Here is a 3,051-nt window from a genome sequence, read left to right as displayed (position 1 = left end):
TCAACGGAATCATCGAGCTGCACCGGCGCCTCGCCCGCGGCTATCGCAACCGGCACAACTACCGCCTCCGCATGCTCCTCGCCGCCGGCAGCCTCACCCCATGACCCCCACCGAATGTCCGAAGAGCCACTTTGCACCGGGCTGAGATGCAACTAGTATCTATCTTGTTCATCAGCACGGGGACGGGGTCATGGAGCATCAGGAGACGGAGGCATCCGCCGCGGATGCCGCGTACGCGAAGGTCAAGGAGCGGATCCTCGACGGCGATCTCGCCGGCGGGACGATGGTCAGCGAAGGAACGATCGCCGACGAACTCGGGATGAGCCGCACCCCCGTCCGCGAGGCGTTCCTGCGCTTGCAGGTCGAGGGGTGGATGCGGCTGTACCCCAAGCGCGGTGCGCTGATCCGCGATGTGACGCCGGGAGAGCTCGACGACGTCGTCGAGGCGCGCATCCTCATCGAGACCGATGCCGTGCGGCGGCTCGCCCGTGACTCCGAACGGGTGCAGGACGTCGTCGACGAGCTCTCCGACATTCTCGACGAGCAACGCCGCGCGTACGAGGCATCCGACCTCGCGCGGCTCGCCGAGGCAGACACGGCCTTCCACGCCCGGATCGTCGCGGCCGGCGGGAACGCCCTGCTCGCAGAGTTCTTCGCGACGCTGCGCGATCGGCAGAGGCGGATGCTCGCGTGGTCGCTCTGGCGACGCGACGACCGAGCCGAGCAGGTGCTCGACGATCACGGATTGCTCGTCCGCCTCATCGGCGATGGCGAGACCGCGGCGTTCGAGGTGGCACTCGGCCGTCACATCAAGAAGACCCACCGGGAGCTGCTGTCATGAGTGAGATGTCCTCCGAGGGAGCCGCCGCCGGAGAGCGGATCGCGATCGTCCCCTGGATGCGCGTGAGCGCTGCCCTGTTCGCTGTCGCGTGGGGTGGAAACGAGTTCACACCGCTGCTCGTGATGTACCGCCAGATCGACCAGATGAGCGCCTTCAGCGTGAATGTACTGCTCGGGGCATATGTCCTGGGCATCGTGCCCGCGCTCCTTCTCGGCGGCCCGCTGTCCGACCGGTACGGCCGCCGACCGCTGTTCGTCCCCGCCCCGATCATCGCGATTGCGGGCAGCACGCTCCTCGCCGTCGGGGCTTCCTCGATGCCGCTCCTGTTCGCCGGGCGGGTGCTGTCGGGTATCGCGCTGGGGCTCGTGATGGCAGTCGGCACGAGCTGGGTGAAAGAGCTCTCCGAGCCTCCGTTCACGACCCGCGCCGTCGACGGCCGTGGCGCCTCACGCGCTGCACTCGCACTGACGTCCGGGTTCGCGCTGGGCGCCGGATTCGCTGCGGCGCTCGGGCAGTTCGGCCCGATCCCCACCGCGTCGCCCTACCTCCTGCACATCGCTCTCACCCTCGTCGCGCTCGTGCTGCTGTGGGCGGCGCCGGAGAGCCGGCCGCGCCGAGACACCTCTGGGCCGCTCCTCGCCGACCTGCGCATCCCCACCGCGATGCACCGCCGGTTCCTCCTCGTCGTCGTCCCGATGGCGCCGTGGGTCTTCGGCACCGCCGCAAGCGCGTACGCGATCCTGCCGGGCCTCATGATGTCGCAGGCGCCGGGACTGCAGATCGGTGTGTCGGGTCTGCTGTGCGTCGTCGCGCTCGGATGCGGTGTCGCGGTGCAGCGGTTCGCCGCGAAGGTCGACACCCCGCTGTCGGCCCGCGGCATCGGGATCGCGCTGACGGTCACCGTTCCCGCCATGATCCTGGCCGCCGTCGCGGTGAGCCTCAACTCGCTCGCCTGGGCGTTCGTGGCCGCCGCGGCACTCGGCGCGGCCTACGGCATGCTGCTCGTCGGGGGACTGCGCGAGATTCAGCGGATCGCCGGTCCGCGCGATCTTGCCGGACTCACCGCGGTGTACTACTCACTGACGTATCTCGGGTTCTTCATCCCGGCGATCCTCGCCGCGCTCGGCGCGTGGATCCCGTACACGACGATGTTCCTCGCCGGCGCGGTCCTGGCGGCGGTCAGCGTCGGGATCGTCGCGCTCAGCTGGCGCCGGCACCTGCCGGCGGCCTGATGAGGAACCGGCCGGGCGCGGCGTCCTCGCGAAGACTTCGCAAAAAAAGGGGGCGCGGGAAGGACATGTCCTCCCCGCGCCCCCTTCGGATGCATCAGTTGTAGAGCATTCCGCCGTCCACGAGCAGCACCTGGCCGGTCACGTAGTCGGCCTTCTCGCTTGCGAGGAACGACACGACGTTCGCGACGTCTTCGGGCGTCTCGATGCGGCCGAGGGCGATGCTCTCGACGTTCTCCTTGAGGTTCTGGCCCCGCGGCTTGCCGTTGATCTCCGACAGCTTCTCGTCGATGAGGTCCCACATGCCCGTGCCGACGATGCCGGGAGCGTACGCGTTGACGGTGATGCCCTTCGGGGCGAGCTCCTGCGCCGCGACCTGCGTGAGGCCGCGCACGGCGAACTTCGACGCCGAGTACGCGCCGAGGATCGGGAAGCCCTTGATCGACGCGATCGAGGCGGCGGAGATGATCTTGCCCTTCACACCGAGCTCGATGAACTTGTCGGCAGCGGCCTGGATGCCGAAGACCACGCTGTTCACGTTGATGGAGAAGATCTTGTCGAGCTCTTCCGCCGTCACGTCGAGGATCGGCTTGACCTGCGCGATGCCCGCGTTGTTCACGATGACGTCGAACCCGCCGAGCTGCGTGGCGGCTGCGTCCACAGCGGCGACGACGTCTTCCTTCTTCGACACGTCGGCAGCCACGAAGATCGCACGGCGGCCCAGCGCCTCGATCTCCGCGACGACGCCGCGCGCCTTCTCCTCCTGGAACGTGAGGTCTGCGACGGCGACGTCGAAGCCGTCCTTCGCGAGCTGGAGCGCGATTCCGCGACCGATTCCCTGACCTGCGCCCGAGACGAGAGCGACCTTGGCAGTGGACATTCCGACTACTCCTTCATGGTTCGATGAAGCGCTGTCGCGCTCCGAGAGAAGGTCGCCCGAAGGCACGTTGCTCGGCGCCGCACGACCCTCGACATCCTAGC

At 68.3% G+C, this 3,051-nt stretch carries 3 protein-coding genes; 2 read left to right on the top strand and 1 reads right to left on the bottom strand.

The window, feature by feature from the left end; all coding sequences use genetic code 11:
- Window positions 1–190 precede the first annotated feature (190 nt).
- Together ACTICP_RS16255 and ACTICP_RS16250 are read left to right on the top strand one after the other, a co-directional pair.
- On the top strand, window positions 191–841 hold the full coding sequence (locus ACTICP_RS16255; RefSeq protein ID WP_029153994.1) for a GntR family transcriptional regulator: 651 nt from the start codon (window positions 191–193) through the stop codon (window positions 839–841).
- Window positions 838–2,073 (top strand): MFS transporter, encoded by a 1,236-nt coding sequence (locus tag ACTICP_RS16250; RefSeq protein ID WP_051216769.1) that lies wholly within the window; start codon window positions 838–840, stop codon window positions 2,071–2,073. Before ACTICP_RS16255 ends, ACTICP_RS16250 begins: the two co-directional genes overlap by 4 nt.
- A 94-nt stretch (window positions 2,074–2,167) precedes the next feature.
- On the opposite strand, the gene ACTICP_RS16245 is transcribed toward ACTICP_RS16250, so the two are convergent.
- Complete coding sequence (locus ACTICP_RS16245; RefSeq protein WP_155049184.1) at window positions 2,168–2,950, bottom strand: acetoin reductase; 783 nt, start codon at window positions 2,948–2,950, stop codon at window positions 2,168–2,170.
- Window positions 2,951–3,051 lie beyond the last annotated feature (101 nt).

It is taken from the genome of Microbacterium sp., from assembly GCF_052102115.1.
Lineage (GTDB): Bacteria > Actinomycetota > Actinomycetes > Actinomycetales > Microbacteriaceae > Microbacterium.
This window is presented reverse-complemented; position numbering and strand designations above follow the sequence as displayed.

Excerpts from the sequence above, each read along its gene's own strand:
- ACTICP_RS16250 (WP_051216769.1), top strand. The coding sequence starts at position 838 with ATGAGTGAGATGTCCTCCGAGGGAGCCGCCGCCGGAGAGCGGATCGCG.
- ACTICP_RS16255 (WP_029153994.1), top strand. The coding sequence starts at position 191 with ATGGAGCATCAGGAGACGGAGGCATCCGCCGCGGATGCCGCGTACGCG.
- ACTICP_RS16245 (WP_155049184.1), bottom strand. The coding sequence starts at position 2,950 with ATGTCCACTGCCAAGGTCGCTCTCGTCTCGGGCGCAGGTCAGGGAATC.